The sequence below is a fragment of the Streptomyces longisporoflavus genome (assembly GCF_014649775.1).
Classification (GTDB): Bacteria; Actinomycetota; Actinomycetes; order Streptomycetales; family Streptomycetaceae; genus Streptomyces; species Streptomyces longisporoflavus.
Genome location: NZ_BMTR01000008.1, coordinates 214,035 through 236,386, shown reverse-complemented (window position 1 = coordinate 236,386; position 22,352 = coordinate 214,035). Strand labels below are relative to the sequence as shown.

The following is a 22,352-nucleotide window of genomic DNA, read 5'->3' as shown; positions in this document are numbered from 1 at the left end:
TGGCGGTGCTCCTTCCGCCCCGCTTCACCCCCGAGAGCGTGCGCTACGACCGGCGCTATCGCACGCTCGACAAGTACCGCTTCATCATCGGATTCCTGGGGCTGCCGCTGGCGTTCTACGCCCTGTTCGTCATCTCGCCCTTCGTCCAGGCGATCTACTACTCGTTCACCGACTGGTCCGGCGGCCCGGTGGCGAACTTCATCGGGTTCGACAACTTCACGAAGATGTGGAACGACGAGCGCTTCTGGGACTCGCTCGAAATGAGCATCGCCCTCGCGGTCATCGCCCCGGTGGTCACGCTCATGCTCGGCATGTTCTTCGCCTACATGATCACCTCGGGCGGCCGGCACCGGAAGGGCCAGGCCATCGCGGGCGTCGCGGGCTCGTCGTTCTACAAGGTCGTCTACTTCTTCCCGCAGGTCCTGTCCGTCGCCATCATCGCCGTCGTGTGGGGCCGCGTCCTCAACACCAACAGCGGTCTGATCAACGGCGGCCTCGACAAGGTGGGCATCGACGGCCCCGCCTGGCTCGGCGGCGACCGCACCCTCGCCCTCATCGCCGTACTCGTCGTGCTCTGCTGGAGCTTCGTCGGCTTCTACGTGGTGCTCTTCTCCGCCGCGATGGGCGCGATCCCCAAGGACATCTACGAGGCCGCGCTGCTCGACGGCGCGGGCCGCGGGCGGACCTTCTTCAGCGTGACGCTTCCGCTGATCTGGGACACCGTCCGCACGGGCTGGATCTATATGGGCATCCAGGCACTCGACTCGTTCGCGATCGTCCTTGTCATGGTGCCCGAGCACGTCCTGAAGGTGACCCCGGTCTTCCTCTACGAACGATTCCGTGACGGCCAGTACGGCTATGCCACCTCCATCGGAGTTGTCCTCCTCGTCCTCAGCATGGCGTTCTCGCTGATCGTCATGAGGATCGGGAATCGCGACCGGATCGAATACTAAAGACCGCGGGAGCACTGCATCATGACCATCTCCGAAACCGCGTCCCGCCCCGGGTCCACCGACGCGCCCCGCCCCGACCCGGGTTCCAGGAGCGGCGCCACGCTGAACGTGTTCTCGCACGCGTTCCTCGTCCTGTGGGTGATCCTCGCGGCCGGGCCCCTTATCTGGGTCGCCCTCACCGCGCTGCGGCCCTCGGTCGACATCCTCAGCGATCCGATGGGCTGGCCGGACGCCTTCCACTGGGAGAACTTCACCAACGCGTGGACCGAGGCCAACATCGGCCAGTACACGATCAACTCGCTGATCATCCTGGCGGGTTCGCTGACCGGCACCATGCTGCTCGGGTCGATGGCCGCGTACGTCATCGCCCGCTTCACCTTCCCCGGCAACCGGTTCGTCTTCCTGCTCTTCGCGGGCGGCATGATGTTCCCGGTCATCCTCGCGCTCGTGCCGCTCTTCGCGGTGATGGAGAACTTCGGGCTCCTGGACACCCGGCCGGGTCTGATGATCGCGTACATCGCGTACTCGCTGCCCTTCACCACCTTCTTCCTGACGTCCTTCTTCCGCACGCTGCCCACCGGCGTCCAGGAGGCGGCGATGGTCGACGGCGCCTCGCACACGCGCACGTTCTTCCAGATCATGCTGCCGATGGCCAAGCCGGGCCTGGTCAGCATCGGCATCTTCAACTTCCTCGGCCAGTGGAACCAGTACCTGCTTCCCCTGCTGCTCAACAACGAGGAGGAGAAGAGCTACGTGCTGCCCCAGGGCCTGGCCACGCTCGCGGTGTCGCAGGGCTACCGGGGGGACTGGGGCGCGCTGTTCGCGGGCCTGACGATCGCGATGCTGCCGGTGCTCGTCGTGTACGCGGTGTTCCAGCGTCAGGTGCAGGCGGGCCTCACCGCGGGTGCTCTCAAATGACCCTGACCGCAGGTGATTTCAGCTTGGCCACGAAAGTGGTCTAGGCCTGTTGCGGCAATTCGGGCCGTGAGTAATGTCGGCGCCACGGCGCCGCGGGGGGACCTTTGCCCGCGTTCAAGTCGACACCGATGTCGAAGGGTTGAACAACATGAGGAACCGAGTGCTCGCCACCGGTGCGGCAACGCTCGCGATGGCCATGGGACTTACCGCGTGCGGCGGTGACAGCGACAGCGGCGACGGCAAGACCATCAAACTCGTCGCCGCCGACTACGGCGACAAGGCCTCCAACGCGTCCAAGAAGTACTGGGCCGACGTGAAGAAGGACTTCGAGGCCGAGAACAAGGGCTACAAGGTCGACGTCCAGGTCATCAACTGGAACGAGATCGACAAGTCCGTCAAGAACATGATCCAGGCGGGCAACCAGCCCGACCTGCTTCAGACCGGCGGCTACGCCGACAAGGTCGCGGACGACCTGCTCTACAAGGCCGACGAGGTCCTCTCGCCCAAGACGCGGGAGAACCTCATCCCGAGCTTCGCGAAGGCCGGCGAGGTCGACGGCACGCAGTACGGCATCCCGTGGGTCTCCTCCAGCCGCGTGATGTTCTACAACAAGGCCGTCCTGGAGAAGGCGGGCGTGAAGACGCCGCCCAAGACCTGGGACGAGGTCGCCGCGGCCGCCAAGAAGATCAAGTCCTCCAAGGCCGCCGAGACCCCGTACGCCCTCCCCCTCGGCCCCGAGGAGACCCAGGGCGAGACGATGATGTGGGAGCTCGGCAACGGCGGCGGCTACACCGACGCGAGCGGCAAGTACACGCTCGACAGCGCGCAGAACGTCGAGACCTTCGACTGGCTGCAGAAGAACCTGGTCAAGCCCGGACTCACGTACACCAACCCGGCCTCCACCGACCGCAAGACGGCATTCGCGGACTTCGCGGCCGGCAAGGTCGGCATGCTCAACGGCCACCCGAGCCTCATCCAGATGGCCAAGGACGGCAAGGTCGACTACGGCGTCGCGCCGATCCCCGGCAAGACCGGCCCGCTGGACTCCACGCTCGGTGTCGCCGACTGGATGATGGCGTTCAAGGACGGCGGCGCGGAGAAGGAAGGCGTGAAGAAGTTCCTGGACTTCACGTACTCCGAGAAGATGCTGCAGTTCGACGAGATGTACAACCTGATGCCCGTCACCCAGGACGCGCTCAAGGAGATGCAGACCAACGGCAAGCACAAGGACCTGGAGCCGTTCTTCGAGGTCCTGCCGAACGCCAAGTTCTACCCGCTCGGCGACACCTCCTGGGACGTCATCTCCGCCGAGATGAAGAAGACCGGCGGCAAGGCCGTGAGCGACGACCCCAAGGCGGTCCTCGGCGACCTGCAGAAGAAGGCGGAATCGGCGGCCGCGGAGAACAAGTAGCCCGCAGGCAGACGCACTTCGTCCCGTAGTCCCGTTCGCTAGGAGCCCTTGTGTCACTCAAGGCCCCTCCGCCCCCGGCCGACACCGGCCGGGGACGGAGCGGGCGCGCACCCAGGCCCGTGAGCCGCCGCAGCGGTATCGCCCGGCTCGGCCCGCTGCCCTGGATAGCGCCCGTCATCCTGCTGATCCTCGCCGTGGTCATCTGGCCGGTCGTCGAGCTGATCCGCACCTCGTTCCTCAACATCTCCATCGCCGGAATCGTGCGCGGCAGCGCGGGGACCGACAAGTACAAGAAGCTCTTCGAGGAGACCGACTTCGGGGCGGTCCTGCTCTGGACGGTCATCTGGACCGTCGTCGTCGTGACCGTGACGATGCTGCTCTCGCTGGCCCTCGCCCAGCTGTTCAACCAGAAGTTCCCCGGCCGCACCCTCACCCGCTGGGCGCTCATCGCGCCCTGGGCGGCGTCCGTCCTGATGACCGCCATCGGCTTCAAGTGGATGCTCAACCAGACCGCGGGCGTGCTGAACACGCTGATGCTTGACCTCGGCCTCATCGACAACTCCAAGGACTGGCTCGGCAAACCGGAGACGGCCTGGCCGTGGATGATGGCCGTCGCGATCTTCGTGTCGCTGCCCTTCACCACGTACACGCTGCTCGCCGGTCTTCAGACGATCCCGCACGAGGTCTACGAGGCCTCGCGGATCGACGGGGCGAGCTCCTGGCAGACGTACCGGCACATCACGCTGCCGATGCTGCGGCCCGCGTTCCTCATCGGTGTGGTCATCAACCTCATCAACGTCTTCAACTCCTTCCCGATCATCTGGGCCATGACGCAGGGCGGACCCGGCTATGACACCTCCACGACCATGGTGTTCATGTACAAGCTGAAGGAGACCGACATCGGCGAATCCGCCGCCATGTCCGTGGTCAACTTCGCGATGGTCGTCGTGCTCGTGCTGATCTTCCTGAAGGTCAGCCGGTGGAACGAGGAGGACTGATGGCCACCGCGACGGCACCCCGCGCGGGGTCCCCGAAGGGTTCCGCGCCCCAGCTCAAGCCCAAGCGCGCGTTCCGGCCGCGCACCCTGGTCATCACGGTGGTCGCCTGGGCGCTCGCGGCGATCTTCCTGGCTCCGTACCTGGAGATGGTGATCACCGCGCTGCGGCCCAAGAGCGAGCTGCGGGACCGGACGTATCTGCCGACGGACCTGGAGTGGTCGAACTTCATCGAGGTCTGGAAGGAGTCGGAGCTCGGCCAGAACCTCCAGGTGACCCTGCTCGTCGCGGGCGGCGCCACGCTCCTGGTGCTCCTGGTCTCGCTGCCCGCCGCGTACTACACGGCGCGCATGCGCTATCGCGGACGCAAGATCTTCCTGCTGCTCGTCCTGGTCACCCAGATGTTCCAGCCCACGGCCCTGCTCGTCGGTCTCTACCGCGAGTTCCACCAGCTGGACATGCTCAACTCGGTCTGGACGCTGATCATCACCAACGCGGCGTTCAACCTCGCGTTCGCCGTATGGATCCTGACCGCCTACATCGGTTCGATCCCGCCGGAGCTGGAGGAGGCCGCCATGGTGGACGGCACGAGCCGCTTCGGCGCCATGGTGAAGGTGACGCTGCCGCTCGCGCTGCCCGGCGTGGTCACCGCGGTGATCTTCACCTTCATCACCTCGTGGAACGAGTTCGTGATGGGCCTCACGCTCACCACCGAGCCGGACAAACAGCCGCTGACCGTGGGCATCAACAATTTCATCGGCGCCTACACCGTGGAGTGGAACTACCTCTTCGCGGCCTCCGTGGTGGCGATCGTGCCGGTCGTCGTGCTCTTCGCCTTCATCGAACGGCATGTCGTCTCGGGTCTCACCGCGGGATCGGTCAAGTAACGGATCGGCCCCTCAGGCCGGGTTCGGGTGGTTTGGGGTGCATCCTCGCCGCTTGGACCCGGCCTGTCCGCTGTTCGGGAGCGCCGATTTACGTCAAGGACTTGACTGCGCTAACCCCTTCAGCAGAGCTTGGAGTTCACAACTTGTACGGGCAGCGAACTCGCTGTGACGTCATACGGAAAAGGGTGGCTGAGTCAATGGAGACTCCGGGGTCGCAGTCGTCGCTGCACCGGGCCAATCTCGAGCGGGTCGTACGTGCCGTGCGACTCGCCGGGTCGCTCACTCAGGCGGAGATCGCCAGGACGACAGGTCTGTCCGCGGCCACGGTCTCCAACATCGTCCGGGAGCTCAAGGACGGCGGAACGGTCGAGGTCACGCCCACCTCGGCGGGCGGGCGCAGGGCCCGCAGCGTCTCGCTCAGCGGTGACGCGGGCATCGTCATCGGCGTGGACTTCGGCCATACGCACCTGCGCGTGGCCGTGGGCAACCTCGCCCATCAGGTGCTCGCCGAGGAGTCCGAGCCGCTGGACGTGGACGCGTCCGCCGCGCAGGGCTTCGACCGGGCCGAGCAGCTGGTCAGCAGGCTGATCGCGGTGACGGGCGTGGACCGCGCGAAGATCGCGGGGATCGGCCTCGGTGTGCCGGGCCCCATCGACGTGGAGTCCGGCACGCTCGGCTCGACCTCGATCCTGCCCGGCTGGACCGGCACCAAGCCGGCGGAGGAGCTCAAGGACCGCCTCGGCGTCCCCGTGCACGTCGACAACGACGCCAACCTCGGCGCGCTCGGCGAGCTGGTCTGGGGGAGCGGCCGGGGGGTCAAGGACCTCGCGTACATCAAGGTCGCGAGCGGTGTCGGCGCCGGGCTCGTGATCAGCGGGCGGATCTACCGCGGCCCCGGCGGCACCGCGGGCGAGATCGGGCACATCACCCTGGACGAGTCGGGCCCGGTCTGCCGCTGCGGCAACCGGGGCTGCCTGGAGACCTTCACCGCGGCCCGCTACGTCCTTCCGCTGCTCCAGTCCAGCCACGGCACCGAGCTGACCATGGAGCGCGTGGTCTCCCTCGCGCGCGAAGGCGACCCGGGCTGCCGCAGGGTGATCGCCGACGTCGGCCGGCACATCGGCAGCGGCGTGGCCAACCTCTGCAACCTCCTGAACCCGAGCAGGGTCGTGCTCGGCGGCGACCTGGCGGAGGCCGGAGAGCTGGTCCTGGGGCCCATAAGGGAGTCCGTGGGGCGCTACGCCATTCCCAGCGCGGCGCGCCAGCTTTCGGTCCTTCCCGGCGCCCTGGGGGGCCGTGCGGAGGTTCTGGGAGCGCTGGCTCTCGCACTCAGCGAAATGGGCGATTCGACCCTTTTGGACGGCTCGCTGCCGACGACCGCACCTGCCTTCACTTAGATAACGCATGGCACCGTTGTCATCTCGTTAAGGATTTACTCCTTGACGCTGGTGTGGCGGCCGAGTTGACTTCGAGCCACCTCGGCCGCAACGACGCGGCCACGTCAGGGAGGTTGAATAAGTGAACACCCATCTGCGTCGTGCCGCGATAGCCATGACCGCTACCGCGATGGCCGTTTCCCTTGCCGCTTGCGGCGAGGCCGGTGGCGGTGACAAGGGAGACTCGGACAACAAGACCATCGGTCTGTTGCTGCCCGAGAGCAAGACCACGCGTTACGAGTCCTTCGACTACCCGCTGATCAAGGCGAAGGTCAAGGAGCTCTGCTCCGACTGCGAGATCAACTACAAGAACGCGTCCGAGAACGTCTCGACCCAGAAGCAGCAGTTCGACGACCTCGTCGACTCCGGCGTCAAGGTCATCATTCTCGACGCGGTCGACTCCGGTGCCACCAAGGCGTGGGTGCAGGAGGCGGAGAAGAAGGACATCAAGGTCGTGGCGTACGACCGTCTCGCCGAGGGCCCGGTCTCCGCGTATGTCTCCTTCGACAACGAGAAGATCGGCAAGCTCCAGGGCGAGGGCATCATCAAGGCCCTGGGCGACAAGGCCAAGGACTCCGATGTCGTCATGATCAACGGCAAGGAGTCCGACCCGAACGCCGCCCTCTTCAAGAAGGGCGCGCACTCGGTCCTCGACGGCAAGGTCAAGAAGATCGTCTACGAGCAGACGGGTGAGTGGGACCCGAAGATCGCCGGCGAGAAGATGGGCACCGCCATCACCTCCCTCGGCAAGGGCGGCTTCGACGCCGTCTACTCGGCCAACGACGGCATGGCGGGCGGCATCGTCGCGGCCCTGGAGTCGGCGAAGGTCAAGGGGATCCCGGTCGGCGGCCAGGACGCCGAACTGGCGGGCATCCAGCGCATCCTGAAGGGCACGCAGGCCTTCACCATCTACAAGCCGTACAAGCCCGAGGCGGAGAAGACCGCCGAGGTCGCGGTCAAGCTCCTCAACGGCGAGAAGATCGACTCGCTGGTCACGGCCAAGCTCGACAGCCCCAGCAACAAGGGCATCCCGTCGGCGCTCGTCCAGGCATTCGTCGTCACCAAGGACGACATCAAGGACACCGTGGTCAAGGACAAGCTCTACAAGACGAGCGAGATCTGCACCCCGGACTTCGCCAAGGCCTGCGCGGACGCCGGCATCAAGTAGCCGCGCACTGCCGGCAACGGACTCGTACGGCGTCTTTGTCCCCTTCACGCTTGCCCCGCTGTCGGGGGCCAGGACGCCGTACGTCTGCTCGCCCTTCTGCCTCACCCCCCTTAGCCCACACATCACATCCCGCCGTACGCCATGTCCGTACGGCCTCCGCCGCACCCCTCGGCGGACGAAGGAGATGGTTCACATGTCCGCTCCGCCCGTGCTGGCGTTGCGCGGCGTCTCCAAGCGCTTCGGTGCCGTTCAGGCGCTCACCGATGTCGAACTGGAAGTACACGCCGGTCAAGTGGTCGCCCTGGTCGGCGACAACGGTGCCGGTAAGTCGACCCTGGTCAAGACGATCGCGGGGGTCCACCCCATCGACGAGGGCACCATCGAGTGGGACGGCAACCCCGTCTCCATCTCGCGCCCGCACGACGCCCAGGGCCTGGGCGTCGCCACCGTCTACCAGGACCTCGCGCTCTGCGACAACCTGGACGTCGTCGCCAACCTGTTCCTCGGCCGCGAGCTCGGCCGCGCCAAGGTCCTCGACGAGGTGGCGATGGAGAAGCGTGCCAAGGAGCTCCTTGACACCCTCTCCATCCGCATCCCGAGCGTGCGCATCCCGATCGCCTCGCTCTCCGGCGGTCAGCGCCAGGTCGTCGCGATCGCCCGTGCCCTGGTCGGCGACCCCAAGCTGGTGATCCTCGACGAGCCCACCGCGGCGCTCGGCGTCGAGCAGACCGCACAGGTCCTCGACCTCGTGGAGCGGCTGCGGGAGCGCGGCCACGCGGTGCTCCTCATCAGCCACAACATGGCCGACGTCAAGGCCGTCGCCGACGAGGTGGCCGTCCTGCGCCTCGGTCGCAACAACGGTGTCTTCAAGGTCAAGGACACCAGCAACGAAGAGATCATCGCCGCGATCACCGGGGCCACGGAGAACGCCGTGACCCGGCGCAAGGCGCGCAACGCGGAGGTCGCGAAGTGAGTGAGACCGTGAACACCCCACCACAGGACAAGGTGGACGCCGAGGCCCCGGCCGCGGCCGCGATCCCCGCCGTCGACCCGCGCCTGCTCGTCCGCGAGCAGGGTTTCGCCGGTTACCTCACCGAGTTCAAGCGGAAGATCAAGGGCGGTGAGCTCGGCTCCATCCCGGTCGTCACCGGTCTCATCGTGATCTGGGCGATCTTCGAGATCACCACGGGCCGCTTCCTCGACCCGTCCAACCTCAGCAACATCGCGCAGTACATCGTCGGCCCCGGCCTCATCGCCACCGGCATCGTCTTCGTCCTGCTGCTCGGCGAGATCGACCTGTCGGTCGGCTCCGTCGCCGGTCTCACCGCCGCGATCAGCTCGGTCCTCGCGATCAAGCAGGACGTGAACGAGCTGCTCGCCGTCCTCATCGGCCTGGCCGCCGCCGGCGCGATCGGTGCCCTGCACGGCTTCTTCTTCGCCAAGATCGGCGTTCCGGCCTTCGTCGTGACGCTCGCGGGCTTCCTCGGCTGGAGCGGGCTTCAGCTGTACGTGCTCGGCAACACGCTGAGCCTGAACAACATCTCCGACGGCATCATCTACAACCTGAACAACTACTACTTCAGCGACGTCGCGGCCGCCTACGGCCTCGCGACCTTCGCGGTCGCCGCCTACGCCTACTCCCAGTGGAGCCAGCGTGTGCGCCGCAAGGCGGCGGACCTGCCGCACCGCCCGGTCAGCGAGCTGGCCCTGCGGACCGGTGTCGTCGCCGTCCTGGCCTACGTCGTCGCCTTCGTCCTGAACCAGGAGGACGGTCTTCCGCTCGGTCTGACCGTCTTCGTCGGTGTCGTGGTCCTGGCCAGCTTCGTGCTGCGCCGCACCAACTACGGCCGCCAGGTCTTCGCCGTCGGCGGTGGCGTCGAGGCGGCCCGCAGGGCCGGCATCAACGTCGTCTGGATCCGGATCTCCGTGTTCACGGTCTCCGGCTTCCTCGGCGGGCTCGGCGGCCTGTTCATCGCCTCCCAGTCCGGCGTCGCCGACTCGAACCTGGGCGGCGGCGACACGCTGATGCTGGCGATCGCCGCGGCGGTCATCGGCGGCACCAGCCTCTTCGGCGGCCGGGGCACCCCCTGGTCGGCGCTGCTCGGCATCCTGGTCATCCAGTCGATCATGACGGGCCTGTACATGTCGGGCAGCTCCAGCAAGGCCGTGCAGTCGATGATCACCGGCGCCGTGCTCCTCGCCGCGGTGGTCCTCGACTCCGTCTCCCGCAGGAGCCAGAAGGCGGCGGGACGCGCCTGACCCCGCCCGGCGGGCGCCGCCGTCATCCGATCGGCAGCAGCCCCGCGTGAACCCTGTGCCCGGCGTCGACGAAGACGCCGGGCACAGTCATGCCCGGATCGCGTGACACGGAACTCACGGCCCGGACGCCGTCGGCAGTATCGGAACATTAGACTCGACAAGCCCGGCAACATCCGGTCAACGCTCGAACAGCTCTACTGCAAGGAGGCACGGGTGCCGCTGCTGACCCGCATCAGGGGACCGCGCGATCTGGACCGGCTCAGCCCGGAGGAGCTGAACCAGCTGGCCGGCGAGATCCGCGCCTTCCTCGTCGACGCAGTGTCCAAGACAGGCGGCCACCTCGGCCCCAACCTCGGCGTGGTCGAGCTCACCATCGCCATGCACCGCGTCTTCGAGTCCCCGCAGGACAAGGTGCTCTTCGACACCGGCCACCAGAGCTACGTGCACAAGCTGCTCACCGGCCGCCAGGACTTCGCCAAGCTGCGCAGCAAGGGCGGCATCTCCGGCTACCCCGCGCGCGCCGAGTCCGAGCACGACGTCATCGAGAACTCGCACGCCTCGACGGTCCTCGGCTGGGCCGACGGCCTCGCCAAGGCCAACGAGGTGCGGGGCAAGGACGACCACGTCGTCGCCGTCATCGGTGACGGCGCGCTCACCGGCGGCATGGCCTGGGAGGCGCTCAACAACATCGCCGCCGCCAAGGACCGCCCCCTGGTGATCGTCGTCAACGACAACGAGCGTTCGTACGCCCCGACCATCGGCGGCCTCGCGAACCACCTGGCGACCCTGCGCACCACCGACGGCTACGAGCGCTTCCTGGCCCGCGGCAAGGACATCCTGGAGCGCACCCCGGTCGTCGGCAGGCCCCTCTACGAGACGCTGCACGGTGCCAAGAAGGGCCTGAAGGACTTCATCGCCCCGCAGGGCATGTTCGAGGACCTCGGCCTGAAGTACGTCGGCCCGATCGACGGCCACGACATCGAGGCCCTGGAGTCCGCCCTGACGCGCGCCAAGCGCTTCGGCGGCCCGGTCATCGTGCACTGCATCACCGAGAAGGGCCGCGGCTACAAACCCGCCGAGGAGGACGACGCCGACCACTTCCACGGCATCGGCCCGATCCACCCCGACACGGGCCTGCCGATCGCCGCGGGCGGCATGGACTGGACGTCCGTCTTCGGCGAGGAGATGGTCAAGCTCGGCCGCGAGCGCGAGGACATCGTCGCGATCACGGCCGCCATGCTCCAGCCGGTCGGCCTGAAGAAGTTCGCCGAGGAGTTCCCCGACCGGGTCTACGACGTCGGCATCGCCGAGCAGCACGCCGCGGTCAGCGCGGCGGGCCTGGCCACCGGCGGCCTGCACCCCGTCTTCGCCGTCTACGCCACCTTCCTCAACCGCGCCTTCGACCAGCTCCTGATGGACGTGGCCCTGCACAAGTGCGGCGTCACCTTCGTCCTGGACCGGGCGGGCGTCACCGGCACGGACGGCGCCTCGCACAACGGCATGTGGGACATGTCGATCCTGCAGTGCGTGCCGTCCCTGCGGATCGCCGCCCCGCGCGACGCCGACCAGGTCCGCCTCCAGCTGCGCGAGGCCGTCGAGGTCGACGACGCCCCGACCGTCGTGCGCTACTCCAAGGGCGCGGTCGGCCCCGCGGTCAAGGCCGTCGGCAAGGTCGGCGGCATGGACGTCCTGCGCAAGGCGGGCACCAACCGCCCCGACGTCCTCCTGGTCTCCGTGGGCGCCCTCGCGCCCATGTGCCTGGAGATCGCGGACCTCCTGGACAAGCAGGGCATCACGACGACGGTCGTCGACCCCCGCTGGGTCAAGCCCGTCGACGAGGCGCTCGCCCCGCTCGCCGAGCAGCACCGCGTGGTCGTCACCGTCGAGGACAACTCGCGCGCGGGCGGCGTCGGTTCGGCCGTCTCGCAGGCCCTGCGCGACGCGGGCGTCGACGTGCCGCTGCGCGACTTCGGCATCCCGCCGCGCTTCCTCGACCACGCCTCCCGCAAGGAGATCATGGCCGAGATCGGCCTGACCGCCCCGGACATCTCCCGCCAGGTCACCGGTCTGGTCGCCAAGCTGGACGGCAGGTTCGAACGCACGGCCGCCGTGGACTCCGTCGAGGCGGCGGAGCCCGCACGCGACTGAGTCGGCGCACACCGCCGATGGGCCGGTTCCAGCACCCTGTACGGGTGGTGGGACCGGCCCATTCGCGTGAATAAGCCCGTGCCGGGACTTACGGGGTACTCGGCCTCTCGATCATGTCGTGGACGACAAGCGTGGGAGGTACGCCCGTGAGCAGCAGTCTCTTCAGGACGAAGAGCGTCGAGCAGTCCATCAGGGACACCGAGGAGCCGGAACACGCGCTCAGGAAGTCCCTGTCCGCCCTCGACCTCACGGTCTTCGGCGTCGGTGTCATCATCGGCACCGGCATCTTCGTGCTGACCGGAAAGATCGCCAAGGAGACGGCGGGCCCCTCGGTCGCCATCGCCTTCGTCGTCGCGGGACTCGTCTGCGCCCTCGCGGCGCTCTGCTACGCCGAATTCGCCTCGACGGTGCCGGTGGCGGGATCGGCGTACACCTTCTCGTACGCCTCGCTGGGCGAGTTCCCCGCCTGGATCATCGGCTGGGACCTCATCCTGGAACTCGCGCTCGGCTGCGCGGTGGTGGCCGTGGGCTGGTCGGGCTACATGCGCTCGCTCCTCGATTCGGCGGGCTGGCACCTGCCGCAGGCGCTGAGCGGCACCCACGAGGGCTCCTTCGGCTTCGACCTCCTCGCCTGTCTGCTCGTGATCGTCCTGACCGGAATCCTGGTCGTCGGGATGAAGCTCTCCTCCCGGGTCACCAATGTCATCGTCGCCGTGAAGGTGACGGTGGTGCTCCTGGTCGTCATCGTCGGCGCCCTCTACATCACCGGCTCCAACTACGACCCGTTCGTCCCGCCGTCCGAGCCCGCCGAGGGCGGCGGCGGCATCACGGCGCCCCTCGTCCAGCTGATGTTCGGCTTCACGCCGTCGCACTTCGGCGTGATGGGCATCTTCACCGCGGCGGCCGTGGTCTTCTTCGCGTTCATCGGCTTCGACATCGTCGCCACCGCCGCCGAGGAGACGCGCAACCCGCAGCGCGACGTGCCGCGCGGCATCCTCGGCTCGCTCTTCATCTGCACCCTCCTGTACGTCGCCGTCTCCGTCGTCGTCACGGGCATGCAGAAGTACACCGAGCTCTCCACGGACGCCCCGCTCGCGGACGCCTTCAAGGCCGTCGGGCACCCCTTCTGGGCGGGCGTGATCAGCTTCGGCGCCGCGGTCGGCCTGACCTCCGTCTGCATGATCCTGCTGCTCGGCCAGACCCGCGTCTTCTTCGCGATGAGCCGCGACGGACTGCTGCCCCTGACCTTCTCCAAGGTCCACCCGAAGTTCGGCACCCCCTACCGCTCGACGCTGCTGCTCGGCGGGATCGTCGCGATCGTCGCGGGCTTCACCTCCATCGACGAACTGGCCGAACTGGTCAACATCGGGACCCTGTTCGCCTTCGTGGTGGTCGCCATCGGCGTCGTCCTGCTCCGCAAGCAGCGCCCCGACCTGCCGCGCGCCTTCCGCACCCCGCTGGTGCCCTTCATCCCGGCCCTGTCGGTGCTCGCCTCGCTGTGGCTGATGCTGAATCTGCCCGCCGAGACCTGGCTGCGGTTCGCGGTCTGGATGGTCATCGGCGTGGTGGTCTACTTCGTGTACGGGCGTGGGCACAGCCGACTCCACCAGCGTGACCCGCACGCCGACAACGCACGGTAGTCGCGATACGCCGACGCTCTTCGGTACTCCTTCACATCCGGCCCCGTATGTCCCGTTCCGGCAGGGAGTGCGGGGCCGGATAGCGTGCACCGTATGCTCGTCGAGCCCACCGCATCGCTACGTTCCGTAAACCCCCTTCGGGCCTCGGACCTGTCCGGGAAGCACGTACCCGGCGGCACGGGCGCCTACTGGGCGCGTCTGCTCCCGCTGCTCGCGGCCCTGGCGTGCGCGACCCGGCTGCCCTCGCTGCGGTGGCCGCTGTGGAACCCCGACGAGGGCTATCTCGCCGTCCAGGCCCGGATATTGGCACACGGCGGCGAGCTCTACGAAACGGTCGTCGACCGCAAGCCGCCGCTCGTCCCCTGGCTGTACCAGGGGGCCTTCGCGCTCTTCGGCGACTCCTCGCTGCTGCCGCTCAAAGCGCTCGCCGTCACCGCCCAGCTCCTGACGGCGGTACTCCTGGCGTCCCTGGCCCGGCGGCACTGGGGGGACCGGGCGGGCCGTACGGCGGGCGTCCTCTACCTGCTTATCTCGATCGGCCTGAACCCGCAGGACACCCAGGCGGCCAGCTTCGAGATCTTCATGCTGCCGTGCACGGCCGCCGCCATGTGGTGCGCGGACCGCCGCCGGTGGGGCGCCGCGGGGACGGCGGTGGCCTGCGCGTTCCTCGCCAAACAGACCGGGGGAGCAGTGCTCCTGCCGGTCGCCTGGCTGCTGTGGCGTGCCGGGTCCTCCCCGTGGTGCGCGGGGCGCCTCACGGCGGGCCTGTGCGGTCCCGTCCTCGCCGCGGCCGTCCTGACGAACCCCGCGGGCTTCGTGTTCTGGACGGTGACGGGCTCCGGCGCGTACGCCTCCTTCACCGGCTCCGAACTCCATGTGCTTGGCCGGGGGCTCGTGAACGCGGCGGTCCTCGCGGGAGCGTGCGCGGGGATCATCCCGCCGGTCGTCCGCGTCCTGCGCGTGGCCCGCACCGGGGCGGCGGAGCTGTGGCTGTGGCTCGCGTCCTCGGTGGCCGCGGTCCTGATCGGCTTCCACTTCTTCGGCCACTACTACCTGCAACTGATGCCGCCGCTCGCCCTGTTGGGCACGGCGGCGCTGCAGAGCCTGCCGCGCGAGCGCACGGCCAGGGCGGTCGCCGTCACGGGGTGCTCGTGCGCGGTGTTCCTGGCCTGGGGCCTGCTGGCGCCGCGGCCCGAACTGGCGCACGCGGTACGGCTCGCGGAGGCGGTCGAGTCCCGTACCGCAGCGGGGGAGAAGGTCCTTGTGTGGGGGATGCACCCGGAGACGTACTGGCTCGCCGACCGCGCCCCCGCGAGCCGCTACCTCACGGCCGGGCTGCTCACCAACTACAGCGGGGGCCGCAACGGGCCGCAGGTGGGGGAGAAGTACGCGGTCGAGGGCGCCTGGCCGGTCTTCCGCGAGGAGCTGCGGCGCCACCCGCCGGCCCTCGTGGTCGACGACTCCCGCGGCAAACCGTACGGGCCTGCCCGGGTGCCGTCGCTGCGGCGGGTGCTCGCGGTGGACTACCGGCCGGTGCTGCGGGTCGGGGGAGCGGTGGTGTACGCGCGGGCGGGCCAGGGGCGCTGAGGGGCGCGGGGCCGGGGATCGGCGGCTACCGAGGACGTACGGTCCTGGGGCCCGCGCACTCGGCCCCCGACTCGGCCACCCTGCGGCGCAGTTCACGGTCGGCCGTGACGACCAGGCACGGGCGGTCCCCGGCCTCGGCGGCGAGCTCCGCGATGCGGTCGTCGCCGCTGCCGGGCGCGCTCTCCACGCGTACGCCGGGCACGGACTCCACGCCCCGCGCGGCGCCCTCCACGACGAGGACGACCTCCAGCGGCCCCGGATGACCGGGCAGGCCCTCCTGCGCGTACCCGACGAGCCCGTCCCGCAGCCGCTCGGCGGCCCCGCGGCGATCGCGCCACCAGCCGTCGGGGACCGAGCCGACGACGTTCGCGGCGTCCACGACGAGCAGAGTTCTCATGGCACAAGCCTGGCACACCGGGCCGCCGAGCCCTGCCGGGAGACATCCCCGGCGAACGTAGACTGAAGAAGCCGCAGAACACGCACGCTCGTAGGAAGGTCGGCGCCGAAGCATGCCGCTGAGATCCTCCCCAAGGCCCGGGCGGGAGCCCTCCCGCCCCACGGCCCCCGCCGCCGGCCACACCGCGAGCGGCACCCTCGCCACCGGCAACTGGCTGCTGCGCGGCAAGGACGGCAGGCTCACCGCGTACGCCCGCTCGGCGGACGGCCTGCTGCGCTGGACCCAGGACCGCCCCGGCGGCGCGGACTGGAGCGGCCCGGACTTCTTCGGGGCACCGCACCTGACCCACCTCACCCTGGCCCAGGGGGTCGACGGGTACGTCCACTTCGTCGCGCTGCGGACGCGCCCCAAGGAGGGCGGCGGCGCGGAGGTCGACGTCGTGCACGCCGTCCAGTACCAGTCGGGCCGCCCGCTGATGGACTGGCGCTCGCTCGGCAACCCGCACACCAAGATGGTCGAGCGCGCCCCGCACCTCGGCGCCCCGACCGCCGCGGTGGACGCCGCCGGATCGGTCCACGTCTTCGTGCGGGACGCGGTGCACAGCGTCCGGCTGCGGCGGGAGGGCAAGGGCGGCAAATGGGAGGGCTGGAAGGACTTCAAGGTCCGCGAGGTCCTCGACGGCATCACGGCGGTCGCCACGTCCGCGGGCCGCGTCGAGGTCTTCGGCCCGGCCGAGAACAAGACGCTGCACTGGACGCAGGAGAAGCAGGGGGCCGACTTCCAGCGCACCGACGATATCCCGCTGCCCCCGGCCCCCGGTTCGGGCACGGCCCTGGAGACGGCCTCCGACCGCCTCACGTACTACGCCACCGACGCCCGCGGCAAGGGCGTCGTCGCCCACCGCGGCGACGACCAGGACGCCCGCCCCCTCGGCGGCACCCCGGACGCGGGCCCCACGGCCGCCCTGCGCGCGACGATAGAGGGCCACGACTGTACGGTCCTCGCCCACCGCGGCCAGGACGGCCGCCCCGTCATAGCGGCCTACCCCACGCAGGACGAGCAGGCGGGCGTCTGGTGGGCCGAGACGGGCGAACCCTGTCTGGGCGGCCCGGCGCTGGCGCTCGACGCGCAGGACCGCGTGGTCATGGCGACGATCGGCCTCGACGGCACGCTGCGGATCGCGCGCCAGAAGGCGGAGTCGGGCCTCGCGCTCGACGCGTGGACCCGCGTGTAGGAGCGTGGACCCGCGTGCAGGACATCCCGCGGGGCGTCCCGCGAAACGACCGATGCCCGGCAGACCAGGAGGCCTGCCGGGCATCGCCCGTACGCGGAGGCGTTACGCGGGAACGCTGGCCACGCCCGGCGCCAGGAACCGCTTGCCGTTGACGCGCTCGCTGACACCCTCACGGTCCAGGTACGGCGTGATGCCGCCCAGGTGGAAGGGCCAGCCGGCGCCGGTGATCAGGCAGAGGTCGATGTCCTGCGCCTCGGCGACGACGCCCTCGTCGAGCATGAGCCCGATCTCCTGCGCCACCGCGTCGAGCACGCGGTCGCGGACCTGCTCCTCGGTCAGGACGGAGTCGCCCTGCTTGAGGAGCGCGGCGACCTCGGGGTCCAGCTCCGGCTTGCCGGAGTCGTAGACGTAGAAGCCGCGCTTGCCGGCCTTGACGACGGCCGCGAGGTTCGGCGACACCGTGAAGCGCTCCGGGAAGGCGCGGTTCAGGGTCTCCGAGACGTGCAGACCGATGGCCGGACCGACCAGCTCCAGGAGGACCAGCGGCGACATCGGCAGACCGAGCGGCTCGACGGCCTTCTCGGCGACGGCGACCGGGGTGCCCTCGTCGATGACGTTCTGGATCTCGCCCATGAAGCGGGTGAGGATGCGGTTCACGACGAACGCCGGGGCGTCCTTCACCAGGACCGCGGTCTTCTTCAGCTTCTTGGCGACACCGAAGGCCGTGGCAAGCGAGGCGTCGTCCGTCTGCTCGCCGCGCACGATCTCCAGGAGCGGCAGGATCGCGACGGGGTTGAAGAAGTGGAAGCCGACGACCCGCTCGGGGTGCTTCAGCTTCGACGCCATCTCGGAGACCGAGAGCGAGGAGGTGTTGGTGGCGAGGATCGCGTGCGCCGGGGCGACCGCCTCGACCTCCGCGAACACCTGCTGCTTGACGCCGATCTCCTCGAAGACGGCCTCGATGATGAAGTCGGCGTCGGAGAAGCCCTCGGCCTTGTCCAGGACACCGGAGACCAGGCCCTTGAGGCGGTTGGCCTTGTCCTGGTTGACGCGGCCCTTGAGGAGGAGCTTGTCGATCTCCTCGTGGACGTAGCCGACGCCCTTGTCGACGCGCGCCTGGTCGATGTCGGTCAGGACGACCGGCACCTCGAGGCGGCGCAGGAAGAGCAGCGCGAGCTGCGAGGCCATCAGACCGGCGCCGACGACGCCGACCTTGGTGACCGGGCGCGCCAGGTTCTTGTCCGGAGCGCCCGCGGGGCGCTTGGCGCGCTTCTGGACGAGGTTGAAGGCGTAGATGCCGCTGCGCAGTTCGCCGCCCATGATGAGGTCGGCGAGCGCCTTGTCCTCGGCGTCGAAGCCCTTCTGCAGGTCGCCGTCCTTGGCGGCCTCGATGATCTCCAGGGCGCGGTAGGCGGCCGGGGCGGCGCCGTGCACCTTGGAGTCCGCGATGCCGCGGCCGCGCGCCACAGCGGCGTCCCAGGCCTCGCCGCGGTCGATCTCGGGGCGGTCCACCGTGAGCGAGCCGTTGAGGACGGAGGCCGTCCAGATCAGCGACTGCTCCAGGAAGTCCGCGCCCTCGAAGAGCGCGTCGGCGATGCCGAGCTCGAAGACCTGCTTGCCCTTGAGCTGGCGGTTCTGGTTCAGCGAGTTCTCGATGATGACCGAGACGGCCTTGTCGGCGCCGATCAGGTTCGGGAGCAGCGCGCAGCCGCCCCAGCCCGGCACCAGGCCGAGGAAGACCTCGGGCAGCGAGAAGGCGGGCAGCGCCTTGGAGACGGTGCGGTACGAGCAGTGCAGACCCACCTCGACACCGCCGCCCATCGCGGCACCGTTGTAGTACGCGAAGGAGGGAACGGCGAGGGTGGCGAGGCGCTTGAAGACCTCGTGGCCGCCCTTGCCGATGGCGAGCGCGTCCTCGTGGCGCCCCAGGATCTCCACGCCCTTGAGGTCGGCGCCGACGGCGAAGATGAACGGCTTGCCGGTGACACCGACACCGACGATGGTGCCCTCGGCCGCCTCCTTCTCGACCTGGTCGATCGCGGCGTTCAGGTTCGCGAGCGAGCCCGGGCCGAAGGTGGTCGGCTTGGTGTGGTCGAAGCCGTTGTCCAGCGTGATGAGCGCGAAGCGCCCGGCGCCGGCCGGCAGGTCGAGGTGGCGTACGTGCGCCTGCGTGACGACCTCGTCCGGGAACAGCTCGGCCGCGCCCTTCAGAAGCTCAGTGGTGGAGCTGCTCACTTGTCGCCTCCGGCGTCCTTGTGGTTCGGGTTCTCCCAGATGACGGTGGCGCCCATGCCGAAGCCGACACACATCGTCGTCAGGCCGTAGCGGACGTCCGGCTGCTCCTCGAACTGCCGCGCCAGCTGCGTCATCAGACGCACGCCGGAGGAGGCGAGGGGGTGGCCGTACGCGATGGCGCCGCCGTACTGGTTCACGCGCGCGTCGTCGTCCGCGATGCCGTAGTGCTCCAGGAAGGCGAGCACCTGCACGGCGAAGGCCTCGTTGATCTCGAAGAGACCGATGTCGGAGATGGAAAGGCCCGCCTGGGCGAGCGCCTTCTCCGTGGCCGGGATGGGGCCATAGCCCATGACCTCGGGCTCGACACCGGCGAAGGAGTACGACACGAGCCGCATCTTGACCGGCAGGTTGTTCTCGCGGGCGAAGTCCTCGGAGGCGATGATCGACGCCGTGGCACCGTCGTTGAGGCCCGCGGCGTTGCCCGCGGTGACGCGGCCGTGCGTACGGAACGGCGTCTTCAGACCGGAGAGGTTCTCCAGGGTGGTGCCGGGCCGCATCGGCTCGTCGGCGGTGGCGAGGCCCCAGCCGGTCTCACCGGCCTCCTCGTTCGTCCGGCGTACGGAGACGGGCACCAGGTCCTGCTGGATCTTGCCGTTGGCGTACGCCTTGGCGGCCTTCTCCTGCGAGCGCACCGCGTACTCGTCCGCGCGCTGCTTGGTGATGCTCGGGTAGCGGTCGTGCAGGTTCTCGGCGGTCATGCCCATGAAGAGGGCGGACTCGTCGACGAGCTTCTCGCTCACGAACCGCGGGTTCGGGTCGACGCCCTCGCCCATGGGGTGGCGGCCCATGTGCTCGACGCCACCGGCGATGACGGCGTCGTACGCGCCGAAGGCGATGGAGCCGGCCGTCGTGGTGACGGCGGTCAGCGCGCCCGCGCACATGCGGTCGATGGAGTAACCGGGCACGGACTGCGGCAGACCCGCGAGGATGCCGGCCGTGCGGCCCAGCGTCAGACCCTGGTCGCCGATCTGCGTGGTCGCGGCGATGGCGACCTCGTCGATCTTGGCGGGGTCGAGGGCCGGGTTGCGGCGGAGCAGCTCCCGGATGGCCTTCACGATCAGGTCATCCGCACGGGTCTCGTGGTAGATGCCCTTCGGGCCCGCCTTGCCGAACGGGGTGCGGACGCCATCAACGAAGACGACGTCCCTGACGGTACGAGGCACGATGGCTCTCCTCCAGGGTGCGGTTGCGCCTGCCGGCGCGCTTCCGTGTCCCATGCTACTTGTCGGTAACTAGGCTGCCCAGTCCTGGCTCGGGGAGGCGAAGGTCACACTTGGCCTGTGGGGTGGCGGGGCGGCGGCTGTCCCGCCGCTTCGCGGCGGATTTCCCCCACCCACCCACCCGATTGCCCGGCGTCTGCCTGGTGCCGTGAGGGGCCCCTGCGGGCCGGTGGTGGCTTCCCTGGCCCGCCGCTTCGCGGCGGATGTCTCCCGCCCACCCGCCCGATTGCCCGGCGTTTGCCTGGTGCCGCGAGGGGGTGGGGGTTGGTGGGCCCCTGCGGGCCGGTGGTGGCTCCCCTGGCCCGCCGCTTCGCGGCGGATGTCTCCCACCCGCCCACCCGATCGCCCGGCGTCCGCCCGCCCCCATCCCCGTAACGCCAAGCACCCACCCGCCCCCGCCCCGTACTGCGGGGCGAGCGGTGGGTGGGTGAAGAGGTGCCGCGGAAGCGGCGGGGCGCGACTACTTCGGGGAGGCGGATGCCGCAGGTGTGGTGAGGGCCGTTACCAGCGCCGGGGTCACCTGGGTGATCTGCCACTGGCGCGCCCCGTGCGCGGCCAGCGCCGCCGCCACGGAGTCCGCGTCCACCTGAGCCGGCGGCTCCCAGCAGACGCGGCGGACCGTGTCCGGAGTGATCAGGTTCTCCTGGGGCATGTTCAGCTCCTCGGCCAGCGCCGAGACGGCCGCCCGCGCCGCGGAGAGGCGGGCCGCCGCAGCCGGGTCGCGGTCCGCCCAGGACCGGGGCGGCGGAGGCCCGGAGACGGCCTGCCCGGGCTGCGGAAGCTCGGAGTCGGGCAGGGCCTTGGCCCGGTCCACCGCGGCCTGCCACTGCTCCAGCTGGCGCCGCCCCATGCGGTGCCCGAAGCCGGGGAGGCCGGCCAGAGCGTGCACGTTCGGCGGAAGGCCGAGCGCCGCCTCCACGATCGCCCCGTCACTGAGCACCTTGCCGGGCGACACGTCCCGCCGCTGGGCCACCTTGTCGCGGGCGGTCCACAGTTCCCGTACGACCGCCATCTGACGGCGGCGGCGCACCTTGTGCATGCCGGACGTGCGGCGCCAGGGGTCGACCCGCGGCGGCGGGGGCGGCGCGGAGGCGATCGCGTCGAACTCCTCGCGGGCCCACTCCAGCTTGCCCTGCCGGTCGAGCTCCTTCTCCAGGGCGTCCCGCAGGTCCACGAGCAGCTCGACGTCAAGCGCCGCGTACCGCAGCCAGGGATCGGGCAGCGGCCGCGTCGACCAGTCGACCGCCGAGTGGCCCTTCTCCAGGACGAAGCCGAGCACGCCCTCGACCATCGCGCCGAGGCCGACCCGGGGGAACCCGGCGAGGCGCCCCGCGAGCTCCGTGTCGAAGATGCTGGTGGGGATCATGCCTATTTCGCGCAGGCACGGCAGATCCTGCGTGGCGGCGTGCAGTACCCACTCCGCACCGGAGATCGCCTCGCCGAGCCCCGAGAGGTCGGGACAGGCGACCGGGTCGATCAAGGTGCTGCCCGCGCCTTCACGGCGCAGCTGTACGAGATAGGCACGCTGGCCGTAGCGATAGCCGGACGCACGTTCGGCGTCCACGGCCACGGGGCCACTGCCGGCCGCGAACGCGGCGATCACCTCGGCGAGCGAGGTTTCGTCTGCGACCACCGGAGGAATGCCATCACGCGGCTCGAGCAAAGGGATCGGCGCCGTTTCGACGTCGTCCGGAGGGCCGCCTCCGGTGGTTCGCAGTGAACTGTCTGCTGCGGTCTCTTGGGCGTCGGTCACCTGTCAAGGGTATCTGTGTATGCACAGCGCCCGTCGACGGAACGTTCCGTC

The 22,352-nt window shown here is 69.5% G+C and carries 17 protein-coding genes; 13 read left to right on the top strand and 4 right to left on the bottom strand.

What is annotated here, in order from left to right; genetic code table 11:
• Positions 1-38: 38 nt before the first annotated feature.
• The 12 genes from IE226_RS18510 to IE226_RS18455 all read left to right on the top strand — a co-directional run bounded on the left by IE226_RS18510 (position 39) and on the right by IE226_RS18455 (position 15,402).
• The gene (locus tag IE226_RS18510) at positions 39-953 is read left to right on the top strand and encodes a carbohydrate ABC transporter permease (protein WP_190082487.1); all 915 of its coding nucleotides are present in this window, start codon (positions 39-41) and stop codon (positions 951-953) included.
• A 21-nt stretch (positions 954-974) separates the two neighbouring features.
• Positions 975-1,871, top strand: coding sequence for a carbohydrate ABC transporter permease (locus tag IE226_RS18505; RefSeq protein ID WP_190082379.1), 897 nt, complete (start codon positions 975-977; stop codon positions 1,869-1,871).
• A 148-nt stretch (positions 1,872-2,019) separates the two neighbouring features.
• Positions 2,020-3,282, top strand: coding sequence for an extracellular solute-binding protein (locus IE226_RS18500; RefSeq protein WP_229871172.1), 1,263 nt, complete (start codon positions 2,020-2,022; stop codon positions 3,280-3,282).
• A gap of 119 nt (positions 3,283-3,401) precedes the next feature.
• Positions 3,402-4,280: a carbohydrate ABC transporter permease gene (locus tag IE226_RS18495; protein ID WP_229871168.1), complete on the top strand. Its 879-nt coding sequence runs from the start codon at positions 3,402-3,404 to the stop codon at positions 4,278-4,280.
• Positions 4,280-5,164: a carbohydrate ABC transporter permease gene (locus IE226_RS18490; protein ID WP_190082377.1), complete on the top strand. Its 885-nt coding sequence runs from the start codon at positions 4,280-4,282 to the stop codon at positions 5,162-5,164. The genes IE226_RS18495 and IE226_RS18490 overlap by 1 nt, the downstream gene beginning before the upstream one ends.
• A 197-nt stretch (positions 5,165-5,361) precedes the next feature.
• The gene (locus IE226_RS18485) at positions 5,362-6,561 is read left to right on the top strand and encodes an ROK family transcriptional regulator (protein ID WP_190082376.1); all 1,200 of its coding nucleotides are present in this window, start codon (positions 5,362-5,364) and stop codon (positions 6,559-6,561) included.
• Positions 6,562-6,682: 121 nt separating this feature from the next.
• Positions 6,683-7,768 carry a substrate-binding domain-containing protein gene (locus IE226_RS18480; protein ID WP_190082375.1) on the top strand — a complete coding sequence of 362 codons (1,086 nt, stop codon included), beginning with the start codon at positions 6,683-6,685 and terminating at the stop codon, positions 7,766-7,768.
• A 184-nt stretch (positions 7,769-7,952) separates the two neighbouring features.
• On the top strand, positions 7,953-8,741 hold the full coding sequence (locus IE226_RS18475; RefSeq protein WP_190082374.1) for an ATP-binding cassette domain-containing protein: 789 nt from the start codon (positions 7,953-7,955) through the stop codon (positions 8,739-8,741).
• The gene (locus IE226_RS18470) at positions 8,738-10,027 is read left to right on the top strand and encodes a sugar ABC transporter permease (protein WP_190082373.1); all 1,290 of its coding nucleotides are present in this window, start codon (positions 8,738-8,740) and stop codon (positions 10,025-10,027) included. The genes IE226_RS18475 and IE226_RS18470 overlap by 4 nt, the downstream gene beginning before the upstream one ends.
• A gap of 213 nt (positions 10,028-10,240) precedes the next feature.
• Complete coding sequence (gene dxs, locus IE226_RS18465) at positions 10,241-12,175, top strand: 1-deoxy-D-xylulose-5-phosphate synthase (RefSeq protein ID WP_190082372.1); 1,935 nt, start codon at positions 10,241-10,243, stop codon at positions 12,173-12,175.
• Positions 12,176-12,288: 113 nt separating this feature from the next.
• A complete protein-coding gene (locus IE226_RS18460) occupies positions 12,289-13,815 on the top strand; it encodes an amino acid permease (RefSeq protein ID WP_190082371.1) in 1,527 nt (508 codons plus the stop codon).
• A gap of 93 nt (positions 13,816-13,908) precedes the next feature.
• Positions 13,909-15,402, top strand: a complete 1,494-nt coding sequence (locus tag IE226_RS18455; protein WP_190082370.1) for an ArnT family glycosyltransferase — start codon at positions 13,909-13,911, stop codon at positions 15,400-15,402.
• A 25-nt stretch (positions 15,403-15,427) separates the two neighbouring features.
• Here IE226_RS18455 and IE226_RS18450 read toward each other — a convergent pair whose 3' ends face one another.
• Positions 15,428-15,799, bottom strand: a complete 372-nt coding sequence (locus IE226_RS18450; protein WP_190082369.1) for a PIN domain-containing protein — start codon at positions 15,797-15,799, stop codon at positions 15,428-15,430.
• 112 nt (positions 15,800-15,911) lie between these two features.
• Here IE226_RS18450 and IE226_RS18445 point away from each other — a divergent pair, with 112 nt between their 5' ends.
• The gene (locus tag IE226_RS18445; RefSeq protein WP_190082368.1) at positions 15,912-17,033 is read left to right on the top strand and encodes a PLL family lectin; all 1,122 of its coding nucleotides are present in this window, start codon (positions 15,912-15,914) and stop codon (positions 17,031-17,033) included.
• A gap of 102 nt (positions 17,034-17,135) precedes the next feature.
• Here IE226_RS18445 and IE226_RS18440 read toward each other — a convergent pair whose 3' ends face one another.
• The 3 genes from IE226_RS18440 to IE226_RS18430 all read right to left on the bottom strand — a co-directional run bounded on the left by IE226_RS18440 (position 17,136) and on the right by IE226_RS18430 (position 22,301).
• The gene (locus tag IE226_RS18440; RefSeq protein WP_190082367.1) at positions 17,136-19,268 is read right to left on the bottom strand and encodes a 3-hydroxyacyl-CoA dehydrogenase NAD-binding domain-containing protein; all 2,133 of its coding nucleotides are present in this window, start codon (positions 19,266-19,268) and stop codon (positions 17,136-17,138) included.
• Positions 19,265-20,491 carry a thiolase family protein gene (locus tag IE226_RS18435; RefSeq protein ID WP_190082366.1) on the bottom strand — a complete coding sequence of 409 codons (1,227 nt, stop codon included), beginning with the start codon at positions 20,489-20,491 and terminating at the stop codon, positions 19,265-19,267. The genes IE226_RS18440 and IE226_RS18435 overlap by 4 nt, the downstream gene beginning before the upstream one ends.
• Positions 20,492-21,008: 517 nt before the next feature.
• A complete protein-coding gene (locus IE226_RS18430) occupies positions 21,009-22,301 on the bottom strand; it encodes a ribonuclease D (protein WP_190082365.1) in 1,293 nt (430 codons plus the stop codon).
• Between the last annotated feature and the right edge of the window lie 51 nt (positions 22,302-22,352).

Coding starts and splice junctions, on each gene's coding strand:
- IE226_RS18505 (WP_190082379.1), top strand. CDS start 975: ATGACCATCTCCGAAACCGCGTCCCGCCCCGGGTCCACCGACGCGCCC.
- IE226_RS18450 (WP_190082369.1), bottom strand. CDS start 15,799: ATGAGAACTCTGCTCGTCGTGGACGCCGCGAACGTCGTCGGCTCGGTC.
- IE226_RS18500 (WP_229871172.1), top strand. CDS start 2,020: ATGAGGAACCGAGTGCTCGCCACCGGTGCGGCAACGCTCGCGATGGCC.
- IE226_RS18460 (WP_190082371.1), top strand. CDS start 12,289: ATGTCGTGGACGACAAGCGTGGGAGGTACGCCCGTGAGCAGCAGTCTC.
- IE226_RS18455 (WP_190082370.1), top strand. CDS start 13,909: ATGCTCGTCGAGCCCACCGCATCGCTACGTTCCGTAAACCCCCTTCGG.
- IE226_RS18485 (WP_190082376.1), top strand. CDS start 5,362: ATGGAGACTCCGGGGTCGCAGTCGTCGCTGCACCGGGCCAATCTCGAG.
- IE226_RS18490 (WP_190082377.1), top strand. CDS start 4,280: ATGGCCACCGCGACGGCACCCCGCGCGGGGTCCCCGAAGGGTTCCGCG.
- IE226_RS18445 (WP_190082368.1), top strand. CDS start 15,912: ATGCCGCTGAGATCCTCCCCAAGGCCCGGGCGGGAGCCCTCCCGCCCC.
- IE226_RS18475 (WP_190082374.1), top strand. CDS start 7,953: ATGGTTCACATGTCCGCTCCGCCCGTGCTGGCGTTGCGCGGCGTCTCC.